Genomic DNA, 26,965 nt, shown 5'->3' on the forward strand with positions numbered 1-26,965 from the left:
AAGGTGTGCTTAAGGATGGGGATGATGAGTGCGTTGCAATCACGCCGCCTGCGCTACGGCGTGTGCGCGATCGGGTTGGTGTTTGCCTTGCTGGCGGCGCTGCGGCTGGTGTTTGTGCTGGGGTTTTCGGGTCTGGAACCAACCACCCCGGCGCTGCTGGAAACCCTGGGCATCGGCCTGCGTTTCGACCTGCGCCTGGCGGTGTTGCTCCTGCTGCCGCTGGCCGTGCTGGCGTGGCTGCCGCGCTGGAACCTCACCACCCTGCCGGCCCTGCGCTGGCTGGCGCGCGGGTATCTGGTGGTGGCGCTGGCGGTGGTAGGCCTGGTGTACATCATCGACTTCGGCCACTACGCCTACCTCGGCGTGCGCATCAATGCGACGGTGCTGCGTTACCTGCAAGACGCGCAGATTTCTCAGCAGATGGTGTGGGAAACCTACCCGGTGCTGTGGATAACTGCCTGCTGGCTGGCGGCGGTGGCGCTGTGGGTATGGGCGCTGGTGTGCCTGGAGCGCTTGACCCTGGATCGCGCGCCCAAGGCTATCGGCAAACTGACGCTGGCGTCGGTGTCCGTGGTCGGTATCGTCGCCGTGCTGCTGGCGCTGCTCGGCCGCGTCGCCAACCTCAACCTGGAAAACCCGGTGCCGCTGCGCTGGAGCGATGCGTTCTTTTCCGGCAACAGCCAGGTGGCCGCCGTGGGCTTGAACCCGGTGCTGTTTTTGTATGACACGCTCAAAGTCGGCCAATCGCAATTTGATGAACAACAGGTGCGCGAGCATTACCCGCAAATCGCCGAGTACCTGGGGGTCGACCAACTCGACGCGCAGTCACTGAACTTCACCCGCGAGCAAGGCGTGCAGCCGTATCGACTGGCCGGCGCGCGCCCGCCCAATGTGATTTTCGTGATGCTCGAGTCCCTCGGCACCAGCGCCGTCGGGGCCTATGGCAACCCGCTCAACCCCACGCCGAACCTGGACGCCCTGGCCACGCAAAGCTGGTTCTTCAAGCACTTCTACGTGCCCGTGACCGGCACCGCTAAAACCGTGTGGGCCAGCATCACTGGCGTGCCGGATGTAACCCGCCAGGAAACCGCTACGCGCAACCCGCTGATCACCCGGCAACACACGCTGATCAACGCGTTCACGGGCTACCAGAAGTTCTACATGATCGGCGGCAATGCCGGCTGGGCGAATATCAACGCGCTGATTCGCCAGAGCATCGACGGCGTGCAGCTCTATGACGAAAGCCACTGGCGCTCGCCCCGGGTGGATGTGTGGGGGATCTCCGATCTGGACCTGTTCAAGGAAGGTGACACGCTGCTGCGCGCGCTGCCCAAAGACCAGCCCTTCTTCGCCTATGTGCAAACCTCCGGCAACCATCGCCCGTTCACCATCCCCAAACTCAACGATGGTTTCCAACTGAACGACGTGACCCTGGCGCAAGCCCAGGCCGCCGGCTCGCGCAGCGTCGAGCAATACCAGGCGGTGCGACTGCTGGACTACAACATCGGGCGCCTGATGCAAATCGCCAAGGCCGGCGGTTATTACGACAACAGCATTTTTGTGTTCTTCGGCGACCACAACACACGCATCAGCCAGATCCCGCACATGGCGCCGGCCTTCGAGCAACTGGGCCTGGAAAGCAACAACGTGCCGCTGCTGATCCACGCTCCCGGCCTGGCGCCGCGAGTGATCGAGGAGGCCGTAGGCCTGGCCGACCTGCTGCCCACGGTGGCCGGCATGGCGGGCGTGCCGTTTCGCAACGGCGCCATGGGCCGCGATATCCAGCAACCGGCGCCGGAAGGCGAGCGCGTGGTGCCGCTGGTATTGCGTGAAGGCACCTTCCCGATCATCGGCGGCGTGACCCAGGACTTCCTGCTGCAGATGCAACACGACGGCAGCTCGCCGACCCTGCACGACCTGGCATCACCCACACCGCGCGACGATGTAGCCGCGCAGCATCCCGAGGAGTTTCAGCGCTTGCAGGGGCTGACCCGAGGGCTGCACGAAAGTGCGCGGCTGATGCTGTTTCGCAACGTGCGGGAGTGATTATTTGTCTTGGAATGTTTCGAGGTACGCCAGGATATTTTCGATCTTCTCCGGGTCACTGATGCCCCAGAAGATCATGCGCGTGCCGCTCACCACTTTTTTCGGGTCCTCGATATAGGCAGCGAGTTTGTCGCGGGTCCAGACCACGCCGGAATTTTTCATCGCGTCGGAATACTGGTAATCGGCGGTGATGCCGGCGGGGCGACCGATGATGCCATTGAGTTCCGGGCCAAAGCCGCCGCGCGCGCCTTCGCCGATGCTGTGACAGCCGCCGCAGGTCTTGCTGAAGAGCTTGCCACCCGCCTCGGCATCGCCGGCGGCATAGGCGGAGCCGGTGTTGAGGACCAGGGCGAGGGCGAACAAGGCGTACTTCATGATGGGCTCCACAGCGGGTAATGCCGGCAATTATGCCTGTTTGTCAGGAGCGCATGCCCATCCAGATCACCGCTTCGGTCCAAGCGGTGACCACCGGCGTCAGCACTTTGAACCAGGGGTCGTTCACATCGATCTGCGCCGCCGACTGGTCATGGTGGTGCTGTTCTTCATCCACAATCGAGGCAATGGCCGCCACCGCCTGCGGGTCGATGTCGCGCAGCGCGTGCAACTGATGGGCAAGGTGCCTGAGCACCACGCTTTCCACCGCCACGGTGGTGGTCATGATCGCCTTGCGCCCGCATAGGCCGGTGAGCAAGCCCAGCGCCAGGCCACCAAGCCCGCACAGCCAATAGCTGCGGCAACGCGGGTAACCCCGGCGCTGCAATTCGGCCTTGAACACCGCGCGATGCCGGCGCTCGTCACCGAGAAACTCGCGCAGTTCGCCCACCAGGCTGGGGTTGAATAGCCGCGCCATGAACAATTGGCCGCTGTAGATGCAGATCGCGCCATGCTCACCGGCGTGGTCGACTTTTATCATGCGGTTGCCCAGGTCCGGGTCGATCAAGGGGGCAGCGGGAGCATTCACGGTGGATGGCCTTGTGCGAGGGGTGCAAAGCGCAGTTATCGTGCCGTATCTGTCGACGGCTGTGCAAACCCAACCCTCTAAACGACCACCCATCGCCCTGAACATATCCAATCGAACCTAACTACTCATGCCCGACTCCACCTTACTGAACCCTGATGGTGGAGTAAGGATCATGGCTCAGCCATCGATTTTGGTATTGGAAGACGACGAGATCATTCGCTCGTTGATGGTGGATGTACTGGAAGATTTCGGGGCTGTAGTCACCTCTTTTCCTTCGGCGGATGAAGGGATGATTTACCTGGAGCGCGGCGATGACCCGGTCGATCTGATTGTCAGTGACGTGCAGATGCCGGGGCTGCTTAACGGCTATGACCTGAGCCGAGTGGTGGCGCATCGTTGGCCCGGCGTGCCAGTGCTGCTGACCTCGGGCAACGCGCGGCTGGCAGAGCAATTGGGCGGTTCGGTTCGATTCCTGCCCAAGCCATGGAGCACCGAAAATTTATTGGAGTGCGTGCAAACAGCACTGACCCAGCAAGGTTCATCGCTGCATTGATAGCGTTGCAATATCACTTTACCGAACTTCGGCACCGCCCCGAGGGTCACTATGCAGGCAAGGAGCGATTTTTTTGATCCGCCGGTCAGCATATTCGCCTTGGGCGTAAGCTGACGGCTATGAGTTGTGTAGAATTGCCGCCCATTTCTACGCGTCATTCATGGTCGAAAGACCCCTAGTTCGAGCTCACTGAATGCATTCAAAGGCCCCTGAAGTGGGTGCGCCCTCATTGCTGGAAGCGTTGCGCACAGGCACTGCCCTGCTGCACATCGCGCTGGAGAAACGCTTGCCGTTTTTCTCCGAGCGCCTGGATGCCGGTTGGTATCAGCGCTTGCTCCAGGCGTATCACGGGTTTTATCAGTCGATGGAAGCGGCGCTGTACGACAGTGGCTTGATCCCCGAGGGATTCGACCAGGCGCTGCGTGTGAAAACCCCGACGCTGGTCAGTGACCTGCATGCCCTTGGCCTGGACGCCGCCGCCATCCAAGCCCTGCCCCGCTGTGCCCACCTGCCGAGCATCGACTCGCCCGCTGCCTGCCTTGGCGTTCTTTATGTGCTGGAAGGCGCGACCCTGGGCGGCCAGGTGCTGCGTCGGGAAATGATCCAGCGCCTGGCCATCAACGCCGACAACGGCGGCGCGTTTCTCAATGTGTACGCGGCCGAAACCGGGCGACGCTGGAAGGATTTTCTCGATTACTTGGGCCGCCAGCCACTGGACACCCCCGCCAAACAGCGCGCGGTAGAGGCTGCCCGCTCGACATTCAGCTGCTTTGAGCAATGGCTCGACAGCCAGGAGGTACTGCTATGAAACCCGATGATTTTGAAGAGCTGCTTGCCAACTGTGCCGACGAGCCCATCCGCTTCCCCGGCGCGATCCAGCCCCACGGCGTGCTGCTGACGCTGTCGGAGCCCGAGCTGAATATCATCCAGGTCAGCGCCAACGTCGGCACCTTGTTCGGCCACGCGCCCGAGACGCTGCTGGGCCAGCCGCTGCACAGCCTGATCGGCGCCGAGCACGCCCAGGCGGTGCAGGCCATGGCCGAACACAACACCTTTTTCGACGCGCCGCCGCTGCACGTCAGCCTCAACGGCGCTGAGTTCGAAGGCCTGTTGCACCGCCATCAGGATGTGCTGGTGCTGGAGTTCGAACCACGGCTTAAAGACTTTCAGCCACGCGCGTTGAAAGGTCGCACGAGCGACCTGGGCAAGATGCTGCAACGCTTGCAGGCCGCGAAAACCCTGCAGGCGCTGTACGAAATCAGCGTGACCGAAATCCAGGCCATGACCGGCTACGACCGCGTGCTGATCTATCGCTTTGAAGACGAAGGCCACGGCCAGGTGATCGCCGAAGCGTCGGCGCCGTGCATGGAACTGTTCAACGGGCTGTTCTTCCCCGCGTCCGACATCCCCGAGCAGGCCCGTGAGCTGTATCGCACCAACTGGCTACGCATCATCCCGAACGCCGCCTACGAGCCGGTGCCGCTGCTGCCCAAGTTGCGCCCGGACACCGGCCAGCCGCTGGACTTGAGCTTCGCCACCTTGCGCAGCGTGTCGCCGATTCACTGCCAGTACATGCAAAACATGGGCGTGTTGTCGTCCATGAGCATCTCGCTGATGAAAGGCGACAAATTGTGGGGCCTGATCAGCTGCGGCAACCGCGAGCCGCTGCTGGTGCCCAATGACCTGCGCACCGCCTGCCAAACCATCGGCCAGGTGTTGTCGTTGCAGATCAGCGCGATGGAAGCCCTGGACCTGAGCCGCCAGCGCGAGGAGAAAGTCGAGGCCCTGGCGCTGTTGGCCCAGGCGATGAAAGCGTCGGACGCCAATGTGTTCGACGGCCTGGCCCAGCAAGGCCAGTTGCTGATGGACCTGACCCTGTCCGGCGGCGTGGCGATCATCGAAGACAAACAGCTGCACCGCTACGGCAACTGCCCGGAACCGGCGCAGATCCGCGCACTGCACAAGTGGCTGCAAGACGGCGGCGAGCCGGTGTTTTCCAGCCATAACCTGGCGGCGGTGTACCCGCCGGCCGCCGAGTTCCAGCAGGTGGCCAGCGGGGTCCTGGCCATGAGCCTGCCCAAGCCGGTGGACAACGGCGTGCTGTGGTTCCGCCCGGAAGTCAAAGAGAACATCAACTGGAGCGGCGACCCGAACAAGCCGCTCAACCTGGAAACTTCCGACACCGGCCTGCGCCTTCGCCCACGCACGTCGTTTGAAATCTGGAAAGTCGAAATGGCCGGCATCTCGACCAAGTGGAGCCATGGTGACCGGTTTGCCGCCAACGACCTGCGCCGCTCGGCCCTGGAAAACGACCTGGCCCGCCAGGTGCTGCGCGAGCAACAAGCCGTGCGCGCCCGTGATGAGCTGGTGGCGGTGGTGTCCCACGACCTGCGCAACCCGATGACAGTGATCTCCATGCTCTGCGGCATGATGCAAAAAGCCTTCAGCTCGGACGGGCCACACACCTCGCGGCGCATCTCCTCGGCCATCGACACCATGCAACAGGCGGCCGGGCGCATGAACGTGCTGCTGGAAGACCTGCTCGACACCTCGAAAATCGAGGCTGGCCGGTATGTGGTCAAGCCGGTGGCGCTGGATGTCAGCCAGATGTTCGAGGAGGCCTACTCCCTGCTCGCACCGTTGGCGATGGAGAAAGGCATTGACCTGTCGTTCAACGCCGAGCCCGGCCTGCAGATCAATGGCGACCCGGAGCGCCTGTTCCAGGTGCTGTCGAACCTGATCGGCAACGCCATCAAGTTCACCCCGCGCCAGGGCAATATCGGCATCAGCGCCATGAGCAATGGCGAAGAAATCGTGTTTTCGGTGCGTGATTCCGGCGAAGGCATTGCTGCGGATCAGTTGCCGCATGTGTTCGATCGCTACTGGACCCAGACCGAGAACAACCCCACCGGCAGCGGCCTGGGGCTGTACATCACCCAGGGGATCGTCCAGGCCCATGGCGGGCGGATCGAAGCCCAGAGTGAGTTGGGCCGCGGCAGCGAGTTCAAATTCACCGTACCCAAGCCGATCTGACAGACCCTGACCCCGAACGCTTGACCTTGCCAGGGCCACCAAACCAGTACGCAGCGCGTGGAGCTGCGTACTGTTGACGAAACGCTGACATCCTCTGCGCTACCCTTTGCGGTCCTACCTTGCTTGAGCCGCGCCCTTCATGCCGCAACCCGACACCCTGCCCGCCGTGATTGCCGGCCCGATGCTACGGCGCCTGGAACCACAGCGCCTGGTCATCTGGTTGGTAGGCAGCCGCGCCCTGACCTTGACCCTGAAACTGCAACCGCCCCAGGGCGATACGCAGGCCATCGACCTCGACGCACAGCACCTCCAGGTCGTGCCCGTGGGGCGCCACGCCTTTATTCACCTGATCGACGTAGCACTGCTCCATGCGCTGCCCCAGGACGTCGCCATCGGCTACGACCTGCTGGCCGACGGCGCCGGCATCGGCGAGTGGGCACCGCACCTGTTGTATACGGACGCGCCTGTTCCGACGTTCATCTTGCATAGCCGCATCCATCAGTTGGTCCACGGTTCGTGCCGCAAGCCCCATCACCCTGCCAACGAAGGCTTGCTGTGCGTAGACCGCCTGCTGGCCAGCGCCCACCTGCCCGAGCATCGCCCGGCCTTGCTGATGATGAGCGGCGACCAGGTGTACGCCGACGATGTGGCCGGGCCCATGCTGCGGGCGATTCATGCACTGATCGCCCGCCTGGGCCTGTTCGACGAATACCTGGAAGGCGCAGTGGTGGACGACAGCGCCAGCCTCTATGGGCATCGCGCCAGCTACTACCATCGCGCCGACCTGCTGCCCGCGCTGGACAGCAACGAGACCCTGCGCGAGCGTTTTTTTGGCGGGGTGAAAAAGCCGATCTTCACCAGCAGCACCGCCGACAACCACCTGGTGACCTTTGCCGAAGTGATCGCGATGTACCTGCTGGTGTGGTCGCCAGCGCCGTGGACGCTGATTGCGCCGCAACCGCCGCAACTGAGCGGCGACGAGCACGCGCGGTATGCCCGCGAGCAGGTGCAGATCGAGCGTTTTTGCGACGGCCTGCCGGGCGTGGCGCGGGTGTTCGCGCACCTGTCGACCTTGATGATCTTTGACGATCACGACATCACCGATGACTGGAACCTCAGCGCCCAATGGGAAGAAACCGCCTACGGCCACCCCTTCTCCAAGCGCATCATCGGCAACGCGCTGCTGGCTTATATGCTGTGCCAGGGCTGGGGTAATCAGCCGGACGTGTTTGGCGAACCGCTCACGCACACTCAGGCCCTGGTCAGCCAGACGCACGACAACCACCTGAGCGCGGCCGCGCAGGATGAACTGCTGCAAACGCTGCTGAAATTCCAGCAATGGCACTACGTACTGCCCACCACTCCCGCCCTGGTGGTGCTCGACACCCGTACCCGGCGCTGGCGCAGTGAGTTCACCCTCAAGCAACCTTCCGGCCTGCTGGACTGGGAAGCCTTGAGCGAACTGCAACAGGAACTGCTGGACCACCCCTCGGCCATCATCGTGTCGCCCGCGCCGATCTTCGGCGTGAAGCTGATCGAGACGGTGCAGAAGGTGTTCAGCTGGTGTGGCTACCCGCTGCTGGTCGACGCCGAAAACTGGATGGCCCATCGCGGCGCCGCCCAGGTGATCCTCAACATTTTTCGCCACTCGCGCACGCCAGGGAACTACGTGATCCTGTCGGGCGATGTGCACTATTCGTTTGTCTACGAAGTACTGATTCGCCATCGCAACGCCGGCCCCAGGATCTGGCAGATCACCAGCAGCGGCATCAAGAACGAATTCCCGCCGCGCTTGCTGGAGTGGTTCGACCGCCTCAACCGCTGGCTCTATTCGCCACGCTCGCCCCTCAACTGGTTCACCCGCCGGCGCACCATGCAGGTGGTGCCGCATATTCCAGAGCACGCCGAGGCCGGCGAACGGCTATGGAATTCGGCAGGAATAGGCCAGGTGTTTTTCAACGATCATGGCCAGCCGGAAGGCATTTACCAGCACAACGCGGATGGGAAGGTTCGGACGCGGATGGTGGCGCCGAAGCAATAGCCCATCGCCACTTCCTGCAACCGTACATCTGCTCTATTCAAACCACCCACGCCGCGTTGTACAGTAGCGTCAGCCACGGAGTATCGGCGTCAACATCGGCTGGTTTCAGCGCCAGCCCACGCAAGGAGCGCACAGATGGACGATATCTCCGGCAACACCTCGCCTATAAGTGATTTTTCTCACTTCAACGCCGACATGCTGCACACCGTGCTGGAACTGGTCAGCGACGGGATCTGGGATTGGAACGCCAACACCGGGTTCGTCTACCGCAGCCCCGGTTGGTACGAAATGCTTGGCTACCCACGCCACTCTCTGGAGAACAGCGTATTCACCTGGGAAAGCGTGATTCACCCGGAGGATTACCCCCAGGTAATGACGCTGTTCGATGACTACATCCACCGCCGTGCCCCCCACTACCAGGCCGAATACCGTTGCCGCAAAAAAGATGGCAGCTACCTGTGGATCGAAGACCGCGGCTACGTGATTGCGCGAAACGACGATGCCTCAGTGGCGCGGATGGTGGGCGCACACCGTGACATCCATGCGCGCAAAAGCTCCGTCGAGCAATTGGAGCAGCGCAATCAATCCCTTGAGGCCTTGGTGGCCGAGCGCACACGTGAGCTGTCACGGGTCAATCAGCAGCTGCAATTGCAGCTCGATGAAAACCGCTCCCTGGCCGAACGGGACGCCCTGACCCTGGTTGCCAACCGTTACCGCCTGGAAAAAGTCCTGCTGGAAGAATGCGACCGCGCCCAGCGCTTTCGCGTGCCCATGGCTCTGATCGCGATGGACATTGATGACTTCAAGGCGATCAATGATCGCCACGGTCACGGCGTGGGCGACCAGGTCCTGGTCCAGGTAGTGGAGTGCCTGGAGCGCTGCATTCGCCCGGATGACCTGCTGGCTCGCTGGGGTGGCGACGAATTTATGCTGGTGTTGCCCAAAAGCTCGCTGGAGGATGCCAGGGCCGTGGCCGAGCGTATCTGCCAGACGGTGAGGGACAACCCGCTCAGAAGCGACGTAAAGATAACCCTCAGTGTCGGCGTGGCAGCGCGCCAACCCGGTGAGTCCCCCGCCGCCCTGATGGCGCGTGCCGACCAGGCGCTCTATCGCGCCAAGGCAGCAGGGAAGGATGGCGTGCGCGAATAACCCAGGTCGGCAGCTCCTTCCGATTTGGAATGACCCGAGCACTTTATTTCGTTTGCGGCAGGGCCCGGCGCACGGCTTAGATAAAAGCCAGCCCGCCACCGTCGAGTCCGAGATTCATGAGCCGTGAAACCATCAGCCAGTCGATTTCCATCGTGCACCCCATCAGCCTCAGCCACGGCAAAAACGCTGAGGTCTGGGACACCACGGGCAAACGCTACATCGACTTTGTCGGCGGTATCGGTGTGCTCAACCTCGGTCATTGCCACCCCGGCGTGGTCGAGGCGATTCGTGAACAGGCCACCCGCCTGACCCATTACGCCTTCAACGCCGCCCCGCATACGCCCTACATCGAACTGATGGATCGCCTGACGGCCTTTATCCCAGTGGACTACCCGGTGAGCGGCATGCTCACCAACAGCGGCGCGGAGGCGGCGGAAAACGCGTTGAAGATCGTGCGCGGCGCCACCGGCCGCACGGCGGTGATCGCCTTTGATGGTGCCTTTCACGGCCGCACCCTGGCCACCTTGAACCTCAACGGCAAGGTCGCGCCCTACAAGCAAAAGGTCGGCGTACTGCCCGGCCCGGTGTATCACCTGCCCTACCCCAGTGCCGACAACGGCGTCACCTGTGCCGAAGCGCTGAAGGCCATGGACCGCCTGTTCAGCGTGGAAATCGACATCAACGACGTGGCCTGTTTCATTATCGAGCCGGTGCAGGGCGAAGGCGGCTTCCTGGCGCTGGATATCGAGTTCGCCCAGGCCCTGCGGCGTTTTTGCGAAGAGCACAATATTCTGCTGATCGCCGATGAAATCCAGTCGGGCTTCGGGCGTACCGGCCAGCGCTTTGCCTTCTCGCGCCTGGGCATTGAGCCGGACCTGATCCTGCTCGGCAAAAGCATCGCCGGCGGCGTGCCACTGGGTGCGGTGGTCGGGCGCAAGGCGCTGATGGACAACCTGCCCAAGGGCGGCCTCGGCGGTACTTACTCGGGTAACCCGATTGCCTGCGCGGCGGCGCTGGCCACCCTGGATGCGATGACCGATGCGCACTTGCACGCGTGGGGCGCGCAACAGGAGGAAGCCATTGTGAGTCGGTATGCCGCGTGGCGCGCGCAGCCGCTGTCGCCCTACCTTGGCCGCCTCACCGGCGTCGGCGCCATGCGCGGCATCGAACTGGCCCACGCCGACGGCACTCCCGCGCCGATACAGCTTGCTCAATTATTGAGCCTGGCGCGCGACGCCGGCCTGCTGCTGATGCCCAGCGGCAAGTCGCGGCATATCATCCGCCTGCTCGCGCCGCTGACCACTGAGCCGGCGGTGCTGGAGGAAGGCCTGGATATCCTCGAAGCCTGCCTCAAGCAACTGGGCGAATAGCGCGCATCCGCTGGCCGGCAGCCTTGCACCACGATAAGGGCAATGTGCTGCCTTGACCTGATCCCCCTCCCCGCTGAAAATGCCCGACGCTTTTTTGTCTCCGTTTACTGAAGTAGTGAAATTTCAATGTCCGATTCTTACACCGAACAATCCGCCCCCGAAGAATCCGTAGTCGCCTTGCAGTCCAAAGCCGAATACGAAAACGCCATCAATCTTTCACAGCATGTGCCTGCGGCCAAGATCATCAGCGAGATGGTGCTGGACGCCTTCCACACCTCCAAGGAAAGCGACCAGATCCGCGAGCTGCGCGTGGCCATTCGCCAGGCTCACGACGCCTTCGACGACGACAAGGCCTACGACCTGATGGGCCAGCTCAAGCAGCTCAAGGACGCCGAGGCGGCCGACAACATCGCCCTAGAAGACCTGAGCAGCAAGTTCTCGATCAGCCGCATCCTGTCCAGCTTCAAGGATGACCCCGAGTTTCAGGAGCTGGTCTACGGCCTGGCGCTCAAGGTGCTGAACCAGAGCCACCAGGCCATCAGCAACCCAAGCGCCGGCAAAGGCAAGGCCGCACGGCCGAAGAAAGAAGCCGAAGTGTTTGTGATCAGCAAGGACGGCATCAGCGTGACCCTGCCGCTGCGCACGCCGCGTTCGAAGCTGAACGTCGACCGCGAGGCGTTCGAGTTTCTGGGGTTCAACTTTGTGGGCGAAGGTGATGAGGCCGAACTTGAGGTGGAGAGCTTTGTGGATAACGCCGGGGCTGAACAGCCACTGAGCCGCAAGAGCGTGATTACGGCACTGCAGCAGCAGACCGCGTTTGATGGGTACAGCATCGCGCAGCAGTGATAGCAACACTGAACTAAATGTGGGAGGGGCGGTGCGACGATTCGACTTGCCCCCGATGGCGGTAGGTCAGTCAGCATATCTGTAACTGTCTCTCCGCTATCGGGGGCAAGCCCCCTCCCACATTGGCCTGTGTTGTGTCAGCTGACCTGCGCCGCAAACACCTCGCGAAACCGCGCCATGTCCTGCTTGTTGCCCACCGTCACCCGCACCCACTGTGGCCAGTTTTTCCATACCCGCCCGATCAGTACGCCGTGTGCGGCAAGCTTGTCGATGACCTGCTCGGCCGGCTGCTTCACGTCGATCATGAAACAGTTGGCCCGGGATACCGTGCAGGTAAAACCCCGGGCCTTGAGCCAGGTAATGGTTTCGTCGCGCAGTTGGGCGTTGAGGGCCTTGCGTTGCCCCAACAGCTTGACGTCGTCCAGGCTGGCGCGAGCACCGAGCAGGCTGGACGTGGCGGGCACGTTGTCGCCGCCAAATACCGCCAACCGCTCCAGCAGCGTCGGATGGCCGATCGCCAAGCCAATGCGCGCGCCGGCCATGCCGTAGATTTTCGAGAAGGTACGCAGCACCAGGAGGTCGTCGTGGTCCTTGACCCAGCTCACGACGCTGGGCGCGTCGGAAAAGTCGATGTAGGCCTCGTCCACCACCAGCACGCTGCCCTTGGGTTTGTTCGCCAGGGCCTGGCGGATGGCGTCGGTGGGCGTCAGCGTGCCGGTGGGGTTGTTCGGGTTGCACAGGTAGAGCATGCCGGCCTGGAGGTCGGCGGCGAGCATGGCGGGGATGTCGTGGGCGTGGTCAGCGTTGAGCCCCACTTCCTTCACTGGCGCCTTGTTCGATTCAGCCGCCTGGCGCGGGACTTCGTAAGACGGCGTGGCCATCACCAGGCCACGGGTTTCGCCGGTAAAGGCCAGCACCGCATAACGCAGGGCCGCCATGGAGCCGGCAAACACCGCGACCTGATCCTCGCCAATACCCTGCTGCTGGGCAAACTGTGCGGCCAAGGCGTACATGTGGCCGTAGGGGTAAAGCCCGGAAGTGGCGATACCTCGCTGCATGGCCTCGCGGGCAGCCGCAGCAGGGCCATAGGGGCTTTCGTTGTAGTTGAGCCGCACCTTGTCAGCCTTTGCCGGTGGCGGCGCGGCAGCCGCCCAATCCAGGCGCCCCAGCAACGGCAGGGCGGCGCCAATGGCGAGAAGGGATCGACGACTGACGCTGACCATGGTGACTATTCCTTGTAGGCGAGGGATGGATTCTCACAGCTCATACAGAGGGATATGACGAGGCAAGCACCGGCGAATTTAAACCCAGCGCCCAATAAAAAGCCCCGCGCTTCTCTCGAAGGCGGGGCTTTTCACTGCTTGGACACTCAGTGAGCGTAGGTCAGCAACAGCTCTTTCGGCACTTGGAAATCCAGGGACATCATCACGCTGAGCGCGGTGATGGTGAAGATCGAGAACACGAACAGCTTGCGCGCCCAGACGGTGTCGTCCACCGCCTTGTAGCCGGTCCAGGCCATGTACAACCAGTACATGCCCATGGCGGCGGCGACGGCGAGATAGCTCATGCCGGCGTAGCCACTGAAGGTCAACATCAAGGTCGCCACAAGGAAGGCCAGGATGTACAGCAGGATGTGTTTCTTGGCGACCTGGATGCCACGTTTTACCGGCAGAACCGGAATCGACGCAGCCAGGTAGTCATTGAAGCGGAAAATCGCGATGGCGTAGGAATGCGGCATCTGCCACAGGCTGAACATCACCAGTAGCGTCAGCGCGGCCATGTCGAAGCTATTGGTTACAGCCACATAACCAATCACCGGCGGCATCGCCCCCGACAAACTGCCCACCAGCGTGCCGTGAACCGACTTGCGCTTGAGGTACAGGCTGTAGAGACCGACGTAGATGACAAAACCGATCACGGCAAACAGCGCCGCCAACGGGTTGGCCACCTTGTACAACAGGGCCACACCGGCAACACCCAAAACGGTCGCGTAGATCAGTGCCAGCTTCAGGGAGATAAGGCCCTGGACCAGCACGCGATTCTTGGTGCGCTCCATCTTGATGTCGATGTCACGGTCGATGCAGTTGTTGAACACGCAACCGGAAGCTACCACCAGGGACGTGCCGATCATTGCAGCCAGGAAAATGGCCAGATCGACATGCCCCTTGGAGGCCAGGAAGAAACCGCCCGCCACAGAAAGCACGTTACCGAAAATGATCCCCGGTTTGGTGATTTGGATAAAGTGCTTAAGCGACATCGGGTCTTACCTCACTTCGCCATCATGAACGTATGGATGCTGAACATGATCCATATCGACAGGCCAACCAGCAGCAGGATCACAAGACCTGCGAACACAAACGCAATCACGTTATCGCGCTGCTCTTTCGAGCGATCCAGGTGCAGGAAGTACACCAGGTGAACCAGAACCTGAATCACCGCGAACGCCAGCACGATCATCAAGGTGATCGATTTCGGCAGGGTCGGGTACATCACCAGACCGAACGGGATGAGCGTCAGGATTACCGACAGGATGAAGCCGATAGCGTAGGACTTAACGCTGCCGTGGCTTGCATCATGGCTGTCATGGTCATGGGAGTGTGCATTAGCCATTACAGAGTCCCCATCAGGTAAACAACGGTGAAGACGCAGATCCAGACCACGTCCAGGAAGTGCCAGAACAGGCTCAGGCAGCTCAGGCGAGTCTTGTTGGTGTTGGTCAGGCCGTGTTTATTGACCTGATACATCATCACCGCCATCCACAGCAGGCCGGCAGTTACGTGCAGACCGTGGGTGCCTACCAGCGTGAAGAACGCAGACAGGAAGCCGGAACGGTGCGGGCCGTAGCCTTCGGAGATCAGCAGGTGGAACTCGTTGATCTCCATGCCGATGAAGCCCAGGCCGAACAGGAAGGTCAGGCCCAGCCAGCTCAGCACGCCCTTCTTGTTGCCCTTGTAGAAGGCCAACATGGCGAAGCCGTAGGTGATCGAACTGAACAACAGCAAGGCGGTTTCGCCGAGCACGTAAGGCAGTTCGAAGATGTCGTGGCCCGACGGGCCACCCGCTACGTTGTTTACCAGTACCGCGTACACCGCGAAGATCGACGCAAACAAGATGCAGTCGGTCATCAGGTAGAGCCAGAAACCGAAAACGGTCATCGGCCCCGAGTCGTGGTGATGGTCATCGTGCCCATGGTCATCGACATGGGCGTGTCCAGCATTGGTCACTAAGTTCGACATGGTTTAAGCCTGTTCCATCGAGGTTTCTACACGGTCTGCCGGGATTTTCTTCTCGGCAACCAGGCGAGCGTGCTGCTCGGCTTCGATGCGTTCGATCGTTTCGACCGGCACCATGTAGCCTTGATCATCACGTGCTGCGTGGACAATGAAGTAGCCGATAGTGCCTACCAGGCCAACGATTGCCAGCCACCAGATGTGCCAGATCATCGCGAAACCGAACACGGTCAACAGCGCGCCCATCACCACGCCAGTGGCGGTGTTGTTCGGCATGTGGATCGGCTCGTAGTGCTTAGGACGCTGGTACGCAGTACCGTCTTCCTTGGCTTCGGTGAACGCATCAATGGTGTTCGCAGTAGGGATCACGGCGAAGTTGTAGAACGGCGGTGGCGACGAAGTCGACCATTCCAGGGTGTGGCCATTCCATGGGTCGCCGGAGTCGCAAGCGTTCTGCTTACGGTCACGGATACTCACGTACAGCTGGATCAGCTGGCAGGCGATACCCACGGCGATCATGATCGCACCGAACATGGCGACGTACAGGTACGGCACCCACTCAGGGTTGGTCGTGGCGTTCAGACGACGGGTCATGCCCATGAAGCCCAGTGCATAGAGCGGCATGAACGCGACGAAGAAGCCCGAGATCCAGAACCAGAATGCAGCCTTGCCCCAGCCTTCGTGCAGCTTGAAGCCGAACGCTTTCGGGAAGTAGAAGCTGAAACCAGCGATGTAACCGAATACCGCACCACCGATGATCACGTTGTGGAAGTGCGCGATCACGAACAGGCTGTTGTGCAGTACGAAGTCAGCACCCGGGATAGCCAGCAGTACGCCGGTCATGCCGCCGATGGCGAAGGTCACCATGAAGCCCAGGGTCCACAGAACCTGGCTGGTGATACGCAGACGGCCGTGGTAGATGGTGAATAGCCAGTTGAATAGCTTCACCCCCGTCGGGATGGAAATCAGCATCGTCGCCAGGCCGAAGAAGGCGTTGACGCTGGCCCCCGAACCCATGGTGAAGAAGTGGTGCAGCCAAACCATGAAGCCCAGTACCGAGATCGCGCCCGATGCGTAGACCATCGAGTGGTGACCGAACAGACGCTTGCCGGTAAAGGTCGAGATCACTTCGGAGAAGATACCGAACGCTGGCAGGATCAGGATGTACACCTCAGGGTGACCCCATGCCCAGAACAGGTTCACGTACATCATTGGATTGCCACCAAGTTCATTGGTGAAAATGTGGAAATCCAGGTAACGGTCAAGCGACAGCAGCGCCATGGTAGCGGCCAGGATCGGGAACGAAGCCACGATCAGGACGTTGGCCCAGGTGCAGGTCCAGGTGAAGATCGGCATGTCCATCAGTTTCATGCCAGGGGCGCGCATTTTCAGCACGGTGGCCAGGAAGTTGACCCCCGTTAGCGTCGTCCCGAGTCCTGATAACTGTAGGGCCCAGATGTAGTAGTCCACACCCACGCCAGGGCTGTACTGAATGCCCGACAGTGGCGGATACGCAACCCAACCGGTCTTGGCGAATTCGCCGACGCCCAGGGATACGTTGATCAGCACTACGCCGGAAACCAGCAGCCAGAAGCTCAGGGAGTTCAGGAACGGGTAGGCAACGTCACGCGCACCAATCTGCAGCGGCAAGGCAAGGTTCATCAGGCCGGTGAAGAATGGCATCGCCATGAAGATGATCATGATCACACCGTGAGCGGTGAAGATCTGGTCATAGTGTTCAGGTGGCAGGTAGCCAGGCGAACCCTCGGTGGCCATGGCCAGCTGGGTACGCATCATGATGGCGTCGGCAAAACCACGCAGCAGCATGACCATGGCAACGATGACGTACATGACGCCGATTTTCTTGTGGTCGACCGACGTCAGCCACTCGGTCCACAGGTAGGTCCACTTCTTGAAATAAGTGATTGCTGCAAACAGTGCCAGACCACCCAGCGCGATCATGGCGATGGTAATCATCACAATCGGCTCGTGGAACGGGACCGCATCCCAACTTAATTTACCAAACATCGTTTACTCCTCTGCCCCAGCAGTTGAATGCGAGCCCGTGTCAGAACCTTCAACCGCGGCCACTTCTTTCTTCTCGTGCTTGACCGGCTTGCCTGGCTTCATACCTTCGTACTTGTCGACGATTTTCTGAAACAGGTTCGGCTCATACGCGGAGTACAGGGCGACTGGGTTGTTCTGGCTTGGTTTGGTCAGGGCATCGTATTCAGCTTGATCAAGCTGTTTAGGTGCGGCCTTGACTTCGGCTACCCAGGCGTTGAAATCCTCTGGGCTAGTCGAAGTCGCTTTAAATTTCATGCCGGTGAAGCCAGCGCCGCTGTAGTTGGCGGAGATGCCTTCCATTTCAGCTTTTTCGTTGGCGATCAGGTGCAGGCGGGTCTGCATGCCTGCCATCGCGTAGATCTGGCCACCCAGGGCAGGGATGAAGAACGAGTTCATCACGGCATCGGAGGTGATCCGGAAGTTCAGCGGGGTGTTTTCCGGGAACTTGATCTCGTTGACAGTAGCGATACCCAGGTCCGGGTAGATGAACAGCCACTTCCAGTCCAGCGCGACCACTTCGATGTTGATCGGCTTGACGTCGGACTCCAGCGGACGGTACGGGTCCAGCTCGTGGGTCGACTTATAGGTGATGTAACCCAGGGCGATGATGATGAGGATCGGCACCAGCCACACTGCGATTTCGATCTTGGTGGAGTGCGACCACTTGGGCGCGTAGGTCGCGCTGGTGTTCGACGCGCGGTATTTCCAGGCGAAGGCGAAGGTCATGATGATCACAGGCACCACGACCAACAGCATCAGCAGGGTGGCGGTGATGATCAGGTTTCGTTGATCCAGACCGATCTGTCCTTTTGGGTCCATCAAGGTCCACTTGCAGCCTCCCAGCATTAACATCATGCCAAGCAGCGGCAAAAAGCCTAGTAATCGGGGGTACCTGTTTTTACTCATCTCACGACCTCTAAAGCAGCTTGCGCAATGCAGTTGGGTTTTGATCGCCAACACTTCACCCTGCCAAGGGTTGGCATTTCTCTTCGATTGAATAAGAGCCTGCCCGTCACGCCATAACTGTACGTTTCACGGACCTGCGGTGAGTTCTTATTCGATTTCGTGGTTAAAGGCCTTGTTACAGACCAATTCCATTTGGTGCGGATAGTTGAAAGGCTGCCGGAACCTTGGGGTCGCACAGAGCCATCCATCTGCCCCTCGACCGCTCCAGTGCTCAAATATTGAACAGCACCGGACATTCAGTGCGGGCGATTGTAGTTAGCTAGCGATGTATAAACCATGTCTTATAAAGAAATAATTTTTATCGATTACAGCAATAATCCTTCACCATTATTGCGGGGGTTCGCGATCTTATCGCGTTAGATTCTCAACAAAAACCACAAAAATTGCCCTGTTATTAGCCCGCTGGGCTCAGCCCTTACTGCCCGTAAGGGCATGGCAAACGCACCCAACCCCCCATAAAACAAGGCATTCGGACATCACGCCGAAGCTCGAATGGCGCGACCTTTCAGGCAGGGTTCAAACCACGAACTGACAGCACAAATTGACCGCCGGATGCAAATTTAAGGCTTCAAATAACGTCTCAGAAACGTCCTGCGACAGCTTCCGTGTGACAACATGTCGCACACTGCGCACACCTAAACTTGCCCCTCGTCACAGCCCTTTCACAAAACCCTACACACAAAAACGCCCCGGCCTTCGCTCAAGAAGGACCGGGGCGTTTCCGTGAAAGGCTCAGGCCTGGCGCTGGCGATTCCGATAGATGCCCAGTGGCACCAGGATCACCGTCAGCACAAAGGCTACCAGCGCCCATTGCGCCAGGGACAGGCCGAGGACCGGCGGGTACGGGGTGCTGCAGAAGCCGTCGACCTGGAAGCCCAGCGGGAACACCTTGGCCAGGGGCAGCTCATCGACGATCGGCTGCAGTACATCCACACCGCAACTGACCTCGGGGAAAAACTGGGTGTACACATGATGGCCGGCCGCCGCCACGCCACCGAGGGCGCTGAGGATCACCAGGCCTTCAAACAGGGTAACGGCGCCCTTGGTGCGCATCGCGGCGCCGATGAACGCGAAGATCGCGATCAGCAGCAAGGCGTAGCGTTGCAGGATGCACAGCGGACATGGCGCCTCGCCCAACACCACCTGCATGTAGAGTGCGCCGCCAATCAGCGCCAGGCAGATGATGCCCAGCAACACCAGAAAGCGTCGCTCCCTGCCTAAACGCAATTCGTCACTCATCCCCGATACCTTTGTTTGGTTGTGCCAATGGGCGCAAGTTTACACACAGACAGTGGTTTAAACAGAGGGGGGTTAACGGGGGATTAATCAGCCCTCCCACATTTGAACAGAGTGAACCTTTAGGGGTTATTCCAGGGCGGCTGCGGGGCCGAAGAATTCGTAGCGGGCCTGCTTATCGGGAACGCCCAGGGCCTTGAGGTGGCGCTTGATGGCGGCCATGAAACCTTTGGGGCCGAGGAAGTAGGCGTCCAGGTCGCGCTGCTCGGGCAGCCAGGCGGCCAGTTGTTCCTGGTTCAGCAGGCCAACCTTGTCGGCTGCCGGGCTGATGCCGTCGTCCTCGGCGTAGCAGTAGAAGCGTTTGAGTTGCGGATGCTGCGCCGCCAGGCCATCCACCCAGTCGCGGAACGCATGCACCCCGCCGTTGCGCGCGCAGTGGATAAAGTGCACCGGGCGCTGGGTGGCCAAGGCCGCTTCGAGCATCGGCAAGGTCGGCGTGATGCCGACGCCACCGCTGATCAGCACCAGCGGCTTGTCGCTGGCCGCCAGGGTGAACTCACCCGAAGGCGGGAACAGGTCGATGGTCGCGCCGACAGGCAGTTGGTCATGCAGGTAGTTGGACACCCGCCCGCCCGCTTCGCGCTTGACGCTGATGCGGTACTGGCCCGAATCGGTCAGGGCCGACAGGGAATAGTTGCGGCGCACCTCTTCACCGTCGAGCAGCAGCTTCATGCCGATGTACTGGCCCGGCGCGGCGGCCAGAATCGCGCCGTTATCCACAGGGGCGAAATAGAAGGAGATGATCTCGGCACTCTCCTCCACGCGCTTGACCACCTTGAATGCCCGCGCACCGCGCCAGCCGCCGAGGGCCTCGGCCTTTTCATCGTAGATGGCTTTTTCCGCGCCAATCAGGATATCCGCCAGCTGGCCGTACGCCGCGCCCCAGGCGCTCATCACCTCAGGGGTGGCGATCTCGCTGCCGAGCACTTCGGATATGGCGCGCAACAGGCAGGCGCCGACAATCGGGTAGTGTTCCGGCAGGATCTGCAACGCCACATGCTTGTTGATGATTTTCGCCACCAGGTCGCCCAACTGGTCGAGCTGGTCGATATGCCGCGCGTACATCAACACGCCATTGGCCAAGGCGCGGGGCTGGTCGCCGCTGGCCTGGTGGGCCTGGTTGAACAACGGGCGAACCTCGGGGTACTCGGACAGCATCATGCGGTAGAAATGGGTGATCAGTGCTTCGCCGCCGCTTTCCAGCAGGGGCACGGTGGATTTGACGATGGCACGGTCTTGGGCACTAAGCATGGGAGCCTCCTGGGCTTCTTTACTGATTGCCTTTGTATAGTCACTATTCATGCCAACAAATAATTCTATATATATCAATAGTTTAAATTAAATATAGTCAATATGACTGCAAGCACTTTATAGTCATAAGGACTACAAGGAGTCATTATGACTGCGCAATCGCTGCTCACCACCCTGCTGCCCCTGGTCGCCGACCTGTCCCGCGACCTGCCCGAAGGCGAGCGTTACCGTCGACTGCTGCACGCCATGCGCGCCCTGCTGCCGTGCGACGCCACCGCATTGCTGCGCCTGGACGGCGAGTGGCTGGTGCCGCTGGCGGTCGACGGCTTGAGCGCCGACACCCTGGGCCGCCGCTTCAAGGTCAGCGAACACCCGCGCTTCGCCGTGCTGCTGAGCAGCCCCGGCCCGACGCGCTTTGACAGTGACAGCGAATTGCCCGACCCCTACGACGGCCTGGTCGACGGCCTGCATGGCCACCTTGAAGTGCACGATTGCATGGGCTGCCCGCTGTTCGTCGACGACCAGCCCTGGGGCCTGCTGACCCTGGACGCCCTCGACACCGAGCGCTTCGAACGCGTGGAACTGGACGCCCTGCAAGCCTTCGCCAGCCTCGCCGCCGCCACCGTCAACGTGGCCGAACGCATCGAACGCCTGGCCTTGCGCGCCGAAGACGAACACCAGCGCGCCGAGATCTACCGCCAGGCCAGCGGCCAGCAGCACAAGGAAATGATCGGCCAGAGCAAAAGCCACAAGCGCCTGGTGGAAGAAATCCAACTGGTGGGCGGCAGCGACCTGACCGTGCTGATTACCGGCGAAACCGGGGTGGGCAAAGAGCTGGTGGCCCAGGCGATTCACGCCGCCTCCCACCGCGCGGATAAACCGCTGATCAGCCTCAACTGCGCCGCCCTCCCGGAAACCCTGGTGGAAAGTGAACTGTTCGGCCATGTGCGCGGTGCCTTTACCGGCGCGCTGAATGAACGCCGGGGCAAGTTCGAATTGGCCAATGGCGGCACCCTGTTCCTCGATGAAGTCGGCGAGTTGTCGTTGACCGTGCAGGCCAAGCTGCTGCGCGTGCTGCAAAGCGGCCAATTGCAACGCCTGGGCTCGGACAAGGAACACCAGGTGGATGTGCGCCTGATCGCCGCGACCAACCGCGACCTCGCCGACGAAGTACGCAACGGCCGCTACCGCGCCGACTTCTACCACCGCCTCAGCGTGTACCCCCTGCAAGTGCCGGCGCTGCGCGAGCGTGGGCGGGATGTGTTGCTGCTGGCGGGTTTTTTCCTCGAGCAGAACCGCTCACGCATGGGCCTGGGCAGCCTGCGCCTGACCAGCGATGCCCAGACGGCGATGCTGGCGTATAACTGGCCAGGCAATGTGCGCGAACTGGAACATTTGATCGGACGCAGCGCGCTGAAAGCCCTGGGAAACTGTCGCGAGCGTCCGAAGATTTTGAGCCTGAGTGCCCAGGACCTGGACCTGCCCGATGTCAGCGCGCCAGCTGTCGAAGAAACGGCGCAGGTACCCCTCGCCGTGACCGGCGACCTGCGCCAGGCCACCGAGCACTACCAGCGCCAAGTCATCACCGCCTGCCTGGATCGCCACCAGCACAACTGGGCCAGCACCGCCCGCGAACTGGGCCTCGACCGCGCCAACCTGGGCCGCATGGCCAAACGGCTCGGCCTGAAATAGCCCAGCCAACTCGGTTAAAAATGTGGGAGGGGGCTTGCCCCCTCCCACATTAGATGTGTTGTGCCTTCAAGACAGCATTCACAACCTTAGGCTTCCTAAACACCAACACATTCCCCGCCATCACCAACACCAACCCCACCAACGCCGGCGCCGTCCACTGATACCCCTCAACAAACGCCGACACATTCAACGCCACCACCGGAAACAGCACCGTGCAATACGCCGCCCGCTCCGGCCCCATACGCCCGACCAACGTCAGGTAGGCCGTAAACCCAATCACCGACCCCGGAATCACCAGGTACCACAACGCGCCGATATACCGCGCACTCCAGTCCATCTCAAACGGAATCCCGCGCACCGCGCAATACGTCGCCAACATCGCCGCGCCATACGCCATGCCCCAGGCATTGGTAGTCAGCGGCCGCAACCCCGCCTTCTGCTGCAGGCTCGAAAGCATATTGCCAGCCGAGAAACACATGGTCCCCAACAGCGCCAACCCCAAACCAAGCAAAGTCTGCGGGCTGGCGGTATGCCCCACCAGCTCCGGCCAAAACAGCAAGCCCAGCCCCAGCAAGCCCAGGCCGCCGCCCATCAACACATTGCGCGCCACCCGCTGGCCGAAAAACACCCGGGCATTCAGCGCATTCCACAGCGTGGCCGTGGAAAACACCACCGCCACCAGACCGCTGGGAATCCACTGGCTCGCCGTGAGAAAACACATGAAGTTCACGCAAAACAGGCACAAGCCCTGGGCCAGGCAAATGAGATGCCCGCGCCGGTTCATCACCTGCAACTTGCGGCTGAGCAACAGCAACGCAAACAGCACCAGCGCCGCCAGGCCGAAGCGATAGACGATGGACACAGGAATCGCGACGACGCCCAGTTGCCACTTGAGGGCGATCCAGGTAGTGCCCCAGATCAGCACGGTGAGTAAATACAGGGAAAGGTTCATAGCGGGCTCCATCGGTTGAGCCACAGTGTCGCCTTCAACCCGTGCAACGCTCTTGCACATTCTTGCGCTTTTGTCGGGCGGCGGGCTCACAGCGCCCGCTGCGCGGAGTAGGATGCAAGGCGTCGGAGAGTACACACCATGCCTGATCTGGAATCCCTGCAAGTCTTTCAAGCCCTTAACCGCTCGCCCAACGCACGCCTGGAAGCCTGCGCCGAGCTCGGTGACGGCTTGTCTGCGGCCTTGTGGAGCAACCATCACGATTCCCAGGATTACCAGGCGCCCAGCCATCACACCCTGTCGTGCTACATCGGCGGCGGCACCGGTACGTTTCGGCGTGACCAGCCGGGCACCAAGGGCGGGCCCGGCAAACTCTGTATCCTGCCTGCCGAGCATCAGTCGGCGTGGGTGATCAACGGTGAAATCCGTTTGGCCCATGTGTATTTCAGCGCGGAGCAATTTGCCCTGGGGTGCGTCACCCTGCTCGACCGCGAGCCGCGCACGCTGGCGTTGCGCGAGAGCACCTTCCTCGAAGACGCCAGCCAGGCCCGGCGCTTTCACCAGTTGATCGCCCTCAACTGGCAGGAGCCTGCCGAGCGTTTGCTGACCAGCAGCCTGGCCCACGAAATGCTCAGCCACACCCTGCTCAGCCAGGTCGGCGCGCGTGAGGGCCTGCGGTTGAAAGGTGGGCTGGCGGCGTATCAGCGACGGTTGTTGGTGGACTACATCGACCAGCATCTCGCGGAGCCGATCAGCCTGGGCCAATTGGCCAGCCTGTGCGCGCTGTCGGAATACCACTTTGCACGGATGTTCCGCCAAAGCTTCGGCCTGCCGCCCCATCAGTACCTGCTGGCGCGCCGGCTGACTCGCGCGCAAAGCCTGCTGCGCGGCGGTGCCCTGCCCTTGGGTGAAATCGCCTGGCTGTGCGGGTTTTCCAGCGCCAGCCACTTCACCCATCGCTTCCGCCAGGCCATGGGCGCAACGCCTGGTGAATACCGCCAGGCGTTCCTTTAAACCATCAGCCCCAGCGTCTTGGCCTTGGCCACCGCCTGGGTGCGCCGCTCCACGCCGAGCTTGCTGTGGATGCGCCGCGCGTGGGTCTTGACGGTGTGCAGGGAGATAAACAGGCGGTCGGCGATTTCCAGGTTGGAGTTGCCCACGGCGATCAGTTGCAGCACTTCCAGCTCGCGTTGGCTCAGCGGGTTTTCCACGGTGCCGGGCGTGCTGGCCTGCGGCTCCATGCCCAGCTCGCTCAACAACCCCGGCGAGCGCAAACGCAATTCGCGCACGGCCTGCTGCACCTGGCAGCGCGCGGCCAGGTCCAACCCGGTTTGCAGTGCACGCCGCGCGAGGGTGCTGTCGCCCAGCTGCCAGGCCACCTCCCCGAGCACGAGGTGCAATTCGGTTTCCAGGCACAGCATGCCGCGCTGGTGAGTGGCCTCCAGTAGTGCAGTCAGGCGTGCCACCGGCTGCTCGGCGCAGCCCAGCTTCACCTCCGCCAACACCAGCAGGTACTCAAGACGCGGGATCAGCTCCAGGGTGGCCGGCGGTGCCTGCTTGGCCTGGGGCCCACGGAAATGGCGGAGCACGCGGCGCATCGCCTCCACGGTCAATTCAGGCCGCCCCTGCTGCAACCAGAAATGCCCGCTGACCAACAGCAGCACGGCGCGATAAACCGTGTCTGGTACCTGGCGTTGCTGCATCAGGCGCTCGGCTTCACGCAACTGGAAAAACGCCTGGGCGTAATCACCGCGGTTGGCGGCCAGCAGTGCCAGGCCGAGAAAGCCGTAGAGCACGCGCTTGTCCTGGCTGTGCAGGCACAGCGCCAGGCCGCTTTCGAAACATTCACCCGCGAGGGCGTCCTGCCCTTGGCGCAATGCCAGGTGCCCACGCCGCAAGGCAATACGACCTACCAGCGGCCCAACCTTGAGCCGCTGCTCAAGCAACATCGCCTGCACATTTTCCAGCAGGCTTTGCGCCCGATACGGCGCGCCGCGTTGCTCCAGCAATTGCGCGTGATCGAGTTCGAGCAAAGCCTCAAGCAGCAACGAGCCGTGAGCCCGCGCCAGGCACAGCGCTTCGCGGCTCAGGCCTTGCGCCACGTCCAGCTCACCCCGCAGCAAGGCTTGCTGGGTCAGCCCCGACAGGCACATCAGCCGCGAGGTCCAGGCGCTGTCGGGCAAGGCTTGCAGGGCTTCCAAAAAATGCACGCGGGAACGTTCGGCGTCCCCGCCCAAGTGCAGCAGCCAGCCCCACTGCGCCTGCCAGCGTGCCAGCAGGTGCCGTTGCTGCGCCGCCGTCGGTTGCGGGGCGAATCGTGCCAGTTGATCGATGCACTGCGCGGCCTGCTCGAAGCGCCCGGCAAACAGCAACGCCGCCGTGACCAAACCTACAAGCTGCGCCGAGCCGAGCATCAATTCGTCACCATGCTGCTCATGCAAGCGCAACAGCAGCGCGGCGTTCTGCTGGCGGAACAGGTCCTCGAAACTGAAGTGCTGCAACAGGCTGACAGCCACCTCATATTCTTCCGCCAACAGGGCCTGCTCGAAGGCGGCCTGCCAGTCCTGCTCGGCGGTAAACCATTGGCAGGCGCGCCGATGCCAGGAGCGTTTGGCCGCCCAAGGCTCATCGCGCAGCAGGTTGGCCAGGGGTGGAAATACTTGCAGCCAGTCGGTGTCTTCCCACGGCTGGATAAATGCACCGAGGGCCTGTAAATCCCGCAGGTAGTGATTGCCGTCGCCATAGCCGAACAGGTGCTCACAGAGCCCCAGATTAAAACGCGGCAGATGCGCCAACACGCGCCAGGCGTCGGCCAGCTCGGGCGGTAGCGTGCTGAACAGTTCGTGTTGCAGGTAATCGAGCAAGGTTTTTTCGGGATGACCATCGCCAAGCAAGGCGATGCGTACACCGGCGCACCAGCCGGCGCTGAATTGCATGACACTGTCCACCGAGTGCCCCGGTGCATGGCTGAGCAGTTGCTGAATTTCGCCGGGGCTGAAAGCCAACTCGGCGCCACACTCCAGCAATTCATCGTCGAGCAGCAGCCGTGGCCAGTTGCACGCCGGGCGCCGCCGCGCACCGAGCCACCATGTCAGCGCCGGGCTCCCGGCGGTGAGCAGGCGGTCGAGCAAGGCGTCGGTGTCGGGCGCGGGCAGACGGCAAAAATCATCCAGGAACAGCCACGCCGGCGCCTGCCAGCGGCTGAGGTCCAGCAGCAACGTGGCTTCATCGGTGAACGGCAAACCCAGGTTTTGCGCCAGCCGCTGGCACAAGTCGAGAGGGCTCAAGGCCACGCCATTGAGCGGCAACCAATACACTTGGCAACCCGTCGGTGCCTGCAACGCACATTCGCCGAGCAAGGCGCTCTTGCCACTGCCGCCGGGCGCACACAGCAGTTTGACCCTGGCCGGCGCTGCCAGCAAAGGCTCGGCCAGGCGCGGGCGCAGCAGATGGTGGGCGGACAGCCGAGGCATGAATCCAGGACGGTCCAGGCAGCGTGTCATGGCGGTCATTGC

22 protein-coding genes are annotated in these 26,965 nt (G+C 61.6%); 10 read left to right on the top strand and 12 right to left on the bottom strand.

All coding sequences use genetic code 11. The features are described 5' to 3' along the window. Positions 1-24: 24 nt before the first annotated feature. The gene (locus AC0IYH_RS22255; protein ID WP_471836218.1) at positions 25-2,046 is read left to right on the top strand and encodes an LTA synthase family protein; all 2,022 of its coding nucleotides are present in this window, start codon (positions 25-27) and stop codon (positions 2,044-2,046) included. On the opposite strand, the gene AC0IYH_RS22260 is transcribed toward AC0IYH_RS22255, so the two are convergent. Next, positions 2,047-2,421: a c-type cytochrome gene (locus AC0IYH_RS22260; RefSeq protein WP_471836219.1), complete on the bottom strand. Its 375-nt coding sequence runs from the start codon at positions 2,419-2,421 to the stop codon at positions 2,047-2,049. A 43-nt stretch (positions 2,422-2,464) separates the two neighbouring features. Further along, entirely contained in the window at positions 2,465-3,007 is a 543-nt protein-coding gene (locus AC0IYH_RS22265) for a demethoxyubiquinone hydroxylase family protein (RefSeq protein ID WP_471836221.1), read from the bottom strand. A 172-nt stretch (positions 3,008-3,179) separates the two neighbouring features. On the opposite strand from AC0IYH_RS22265, the gene AC0IYH_RS22270 reads away from it, so the two are divergent. From AC0IYH_RS22270 to AC0IYH_RS22300, 7 genes are all read left to right on the top strand, one after another. Further along, positions 3,180-3,560 carry a response regulator gene (locus AC0IYH_RS22270; protein WP_116630341.1) on the top strand — a complete coding sequence of 127 codons (381 nt, stop codon included), beginning with the start codon at positions 3,180-3,182 and terminating at the stop codon, positions 3,558-3,560. A 193-nt stretch (positions 3,561-3,753) separates the two neighbouring features. Then, positions 3,754-4,368, top strand: coding sequence for a biliverdin-producing heme oxygenase (locus AC0IYH_RS22275; RefSeq protein ID WP_471836222.1), 615 nt, complete (start codon positions 3,754-3,756; stop codon positions 4,366-4,368). After that, positions 4,365-6,593 carry an ATP-binding protein gene (locus tag AC0IYH_RS22280; RefSeq protein WP_471836223.1) on the top strand — a complete coding sequence of 743 codons (2,229 nt, stop codon included), beginning with the start codon at positions 4,365-4,367 and terminating at the stop codon, positions 6,591-6,593. Before AC0IYH_RS22275 ends, AC0IYH_RS22280 begins: the two co-directional genes overlap by 4 nt. 139 nt (positions 6,594-6,732) lie before the next feature. Beyond that, on the top strand, positions 6,733-8,634 hold the full coding sequence (locus AC0IYH_RS22285; RefSeq protein WP_471836225.1) for an alkaline phosphatase D family protein: 1,902 nt from the start codon (positions 6,733-6,735) through the stop codon (positions 8,632-8,634). A gap of 135 nt (positions 8,635-8,769) precedes the next feature. Continuing rightward, on the top strand, positions 8,770-9,783 hold the full coding sequence (locus AC0IYH_RS22290; protein ID WP_471836227.1) for a sensor domain-containing diguanylate cyclase: 1,014 nt from the start codon (positions 8,770-8,772) through the stop codon (positions 9,781-9,783). A 116-nt stretch (positions 9,784-9,899) separates the two neighbouring features. Then, on the top strand, positions 9,900-11,153 hold the full coding sequence (locus tag AC0IYH_RS22295) for a 2-aminoadipate transaminase (RefSeq protein ID WP_471836229.1): 1,254 nt from the start codon (positions 9,900-9,902) through the stop codon (positions 11,151-11,153). Between the two features lie 126 nt (positions 11,154-11,279). After that, a complete protein-coding gene (locus AC0IYH_RS22300) occupies positions 11,280-11,999 on the top strand; it encodes a hypothetical protein (RefSeq protein WP_471836231.1) in 720 nt (239 codons plus the stop codon). Between the two features lie 137 nt (positions 12,000-12,136). Here the strand turns inward: AC0IYH_RS22300 and ptaA are convergent, their stop codons facing one another. The 8 genes from ptaA to hmpA form a co-directional block, all read right to left on the bottom strand. Further along, the gene (ptaA, locus tag AC0IYH_RS22305; RefSeq protein ID WP_116630334.1) at positions 12,137-13,222 is read right to left on the bottom strand and encodes a pyoverdine biosynthesis transaminase PtaA; all 1,086 of its coding nucleotides are present in this window, start codon (positions 13,220-13,222) and stop codon (positions 12,137-12,139) included. 146 nt (positions 13,223-13,368) lie between these two features. Further along, positions 13,369-14,256: a heme o synthase gene (gene cyoE, locus AC0IYH_RS22310; protein ID WP_003194050.1), complete on the bottom strand. Its 888-nt coding sequence runs from the start codon at positions 14,254-14,256 to the stop codon at positions 13,369-13,371. A gap of 11 nt (positions 14,257-14,267) precedes the next feature. After that, a complete protein-coding gene (gene cyoD / locus AC0IYH_RS22315) occupies positions 14,268-14,609 on the bottom strand; it encodes a cytochrome o ubiquinol oxidase subunit IV (protein WP_010206434.1) in 342 nt (113 codons plus the stop codon). Continuing rightward, entirely contained in the window at positions 14,609-15,235 is a 627-nt protein-coding gene (locus AC0IYH_RS22320; RefSeq protein ID WP_017734786.1) for a cytochrome o ubiquinol oxidase subunit III, read from the bottom strand. The genes cyoD and AC0IYH_RS22320 overlap by 1 nt, the downstream gene beginning before the upstream one ends. A gap of 3 nt (positions 15,236-15,238) precedes the next feature. Further along, positions 15,239-17,257 (bottom strand): cytochrome o ubiquinol oxidase subunit I, encoded by a 2,019-nt coding sequence (gene cyoB, locus AC0IYH_RS22325; RefSeq protein ID WP_116630333.1) that lies wholly within the window; start codon positions 17,255-17,257, stop codon positions 15,239-15,241. A 3-nt stretch (positions 17,258-17,260) separates the two neighbouring features. Further along, entirely contained in the window at positions 17,261-18,202 is a 942-nt protein-coding gene (gene cyoA, locus AC0IYH_RS22330; RefSeq protein ID WP_116630332.1) for a ubiquinol oxidase subunit II, read from the bottom strand. Positions 18,203-18,994: 792 nt separating this feature from the next. Beyond that, entirely contained in the window at positions 18,995-19,501 is a 507-nt protein-coding gene (locus AC0IYH_RS22335; protein ID WP_116630331.1) for a disulfide bond formation protein B, read from the bottom strand. 126 nt (positions 19,502-19,627) lie between these two features. Then, on the bottom strand, positions 19,628-20,809 hold the full coding sequence (hmpA, locus tag AC0IYH_RS22340) for an NO-inducible flavohemoprotein (RefSeq protein WP_471836234.1): 1,182 nt from the start codon (positions 20,807-20,809) through the stop codon (positions 19,628-19,630). Between the two features lie 147 nt (positions 20,810-20,956). Here hmpA and norR point away from each other — a divergent pair, with 147 nt between their 5' ends. Continuing rightward, a complete protein-coding gene (norR, locus tag AC0IYH_RS22345; protein WP_471836236.1) occupies positions 20,957-22,501 on the top strand; it encodes a nitric oxide reductase transcriptional regulator NorR in 1,545 nt (514 codons plus the stop codon). A gap of 49 nt (positions 22,502-22,550) precedes the next feature. Here norR and AC0IYH_RS22350 read toward each other — a convergent pair whose 3' ends face one another. After that, a complete protein-coding gene (locus AC0IYH_RS22350; RefSeq protein WP_116630328.1) occupies positions 22,551-23,453 on the bottom strand; it encodes a DMT family transporter in 903 nt (300 codons plus the stop codon). Between the two features lie 138 nt (positions 23,454-23,591). Here AC0IYH_RS22350 and AC0IYH_RS22355 point away from each other — a divergent pair, with 138 nt between their 5' ends. Next, positions 23,592-24,464 (top strand): helix-turn-helix domain-containing protein, encoded by an 873-nt coding sequence (locus AC0IYH_RS22355; RefSeq protein ID WP_471836238.1) that lies wholly within the window; start codon positions 23,592-23,594, stop codon positions 24,462-24,464. On the opposite strand, the gene AC0IYH_RS22360 is transcribed toward AC0IYH_RS22355, so the two are convergent. Further along, complete coding sequence (locus AC0IYH_RS22360) at positions 24,461-26,962, bottom strand: LuxR C-terminal-related transcriptional regulator (RefSeq protein ID WP_471836240.1); 2,502 nt, start codon at positions 26,960-26,962, stop codon at positions 24,461-24,463. The genes AC0IYH_RS22355 and AC0IYH_RS22360 overlap by 4 nt on opposite strands. Between the last annotated feature and the right edge of the window lie 3 nt (positions 26,963-26,965).

The sequence above is a fragment of the Pseudomonas sp. AC463 genome (assembly GCF_979253585.1).